3 protein-coding genes are annotated in these 2,488 nt (G+C 56.1%); all 3 read right to left on the reverse strand.

Annotation, left to right across the window (positions count from 1 at the left end):
* The coding region (locus ACWVCN_RS00005; RefSeq protein WP_455243447.1) for an amidohydrolase family protein at nucleotides 1-466 on the reverse strand (466 nt) is incomplete at its 3' end.
* A 358-nt stretch (nucleotides 467-824) separates the two neighbouring features.
* The gene (locus ACWVCN_RS00010; protein ID WP_455243448.1) at nucleotides 825-1,418 is read right to left on the reverse strand and encodes a hypothetical protein; all 594 of its coding nucleotides are present in this window, start codon (nucleotides 1,416-1,418) and stop codon (nucleotides 825-827) included.
* Nucleotides 1,419-1,510: 92 nt separating this feature from the next.
* A partial coding sequence (locus ACWVCN_RS00015) for a sulfatase-like hydrolase/transferase (RefSeq protein ID WP_455243449.1) occupies nucleotides 1,511-2,488 on the reverse strand: 978 nt, incomplete at its 5' end.

A 2,488-nucleotide genomic window follows, 5' to 3' on the forward strand; every position in this document is an offset into this window, starting at 1 on the left:
GCGGCCCTTCGAGCACGCCGCTGTCGATATGTTTGCGCAAGCCCTGGGACATCCCACAGAGATCCCGCACGGTGGTCACCCCGGCCGGTAGGAACTCGCGCGCCGATTCATAGGCCAGTGCCCCGATTTCTTCCCAGGTCAGGTTTTGCATGCCCTGGATGCCGCGGTCGGTGGCGTGGCCACCGAACTGCATGTTGAGGTGGACGTGGGCATCGATCAGTCCGGGCATAAGCGTACGGCCGCCGCCGTCGATAACCGTCATGTCCGTTGATTGGATAACGGCCAGCGGCTCGTCCGAGATCTCGGAGATTTTGTTTCCGGTAACGAGTACGTCGGCTTTGCGTAAAGCCTCGCTCGTTCCATCCCAGACCATGACATTGGTGAAGAGTACGCCTTGCTGCGGCTGGGCGTCGGCAATCGAAGAGACCGCCAAGAAGCAACAGACGATAGCCCTTATGATTTTCATTCCTTCCTCCTGGCCAGTCATCATTTCGGATTAGCCCTGTTTATGAGCATCCGCTCTCGCAATCGTGAGAGTAAAACTGAGCATACTCAGAAAGCCTGCCGAATTCAGTTGGTTACTTTCGGGTGATCTAACGCGTTGAAACCGGTGGCCACAGGACCACGGAAATCAAGCAGTTAGTGGTGTGCCCAACTCAGCGACTCCGATTGGGAAGCTGATGTTCTAACATTGAACTACACCCGCTTTTCAGGGAGTTACGTCTCACTTGGGCCTGACTGAGCATAAAAGTGAGAGTACTGGGATTCTAAGCCAATCTCTCGGCTACGGAGAAGGGACCGTCGCGTTGGTAAGAGTTTGCCGATCATTCACGGCCGAACAGGTTGACGATGTAGGCCATCGCGAATACAGCGAAGGCGACCAGACTGATAGGCGGCAGTCCGCCGTGCCAGTCCCCGGGCTTCATCCAACCCGCATAGCCCATGAACAACAGGTGGGCACCGCCAAGTATGAATGCGACGAGCAGAAATCGGCGCGATGTGATGAATGAAATGAAGGCTTTGTCTTCGCGCAGGAATGTCTGGAAACTCAGGTTGTAGGCCCAGAGGACCACAAACGCCAGGACCCCTGTGAGCATGCTCAGACCGGCGAATAAGGTCAAAGTCCCGTCCTGGGAAAAAAAGTTGCCGTATACCGCCGGTTTGAATAGCAAGAAGCTCATTAACGCGTGAACAAGCACCAGCAGAAACCCGGTCATTCCAACTGCCTTTCGGGCAGCCAACCAGCTCTCCGGCACGGGAACACCGACATTTCTGAGAGGACCGAAGCCGAAATTGCACGCAATCAACACAAATGCAGCGAGCGAAATTCCTTTGTTCAAGATGAAGAATGGGAAGTCCTTCCACGGCACCGGTCCGGCGACGTGATAACGAAGCACGGCATATGCAATGGCGAGCACGAATACGCTCGTTATCAAAGAGACAGCCGCATTATTCTTCTTTTCGACTTCCATAAGGCTATGTCAAGAACCCCCTTTGTCGCCGCAAATCGCTACTTCGGTGGTTCATACGGGTCCTTTTGGCCGGCCTGGATCGGCGGGTATTTCTTGAGCGATACCACGTGTTCCTGCAGCTGCGGCAACGCAGCCTTCGGCACCCACGTGTGCGGGAACAGCACGTTATCGCGTTCCTGCGGATCGTTGATCAGGTTGTAGAGGCGAGGCATCGTGTACTCGCGCAGCACGCCATTCCATCCCGTTTGCTCCTTGAAGTGAAGCTTCCAATCGCGCCACTTCACGCCGAACACGTCGTTACCCATGTAGACGATAAAACCCTCCCGGCCTGATTCTGGTTTCGATCCAAGGAAGAACTCGGACATGTCGATGCCGTCGATGATGCGGTCTGACGGGACGTCGCCTCCGGCGATTGCAGCCAGCGTCGGAAAGAGATCCATCGCGTGAACGATCTCATCACTCACTCGACCCGCTTCAATCTTATCGGGCCACCGGACGGCAAACGGTACGCGAAGTGCACCCTCATAGCCGGTGAACAACGTCGAACGCCACGGACCGGAAGAACCGTGTATAGCTGTTTCTATCGTCATCGACGTTTCGCCGGCGCTCAACGCCTCCGGGCCGTTGTCTGCCGTAAAAATGAAGATCGTATCTTCTGCCAACCCGAGGTCATCGATAGTCTCGAGCAACTCGCCAACGTAGCTGTCGATCTGCATCAGCATATCGCCCCATGGCCCGTTGCCGGATTTGCCGTCGAAGTCGGGGTGCGGGATTGCCGGAAAATGCGTGGCCGTGTAGGGGAGGTAGACGAAAAACGGCTTATTGGCCTTTGCCTGGCGCCGCATGAAACTGATCGCTTTGTCCGTCAGGTCACGATCGATCAGCGGCCGGTAGTCCAGCCGGTAGGGACGCACCTTCTTCGGCGCACTGCCCTTCTTGCCTTCCATGACCCAGGCTTCCGAGACACCGCTCTCGGCGAAATCCTGCAGCTCTGAGTAGACCGATTCGTCGGTCGA

The organism is Petrachloros mirabilis, assembly GCF_975968855.1.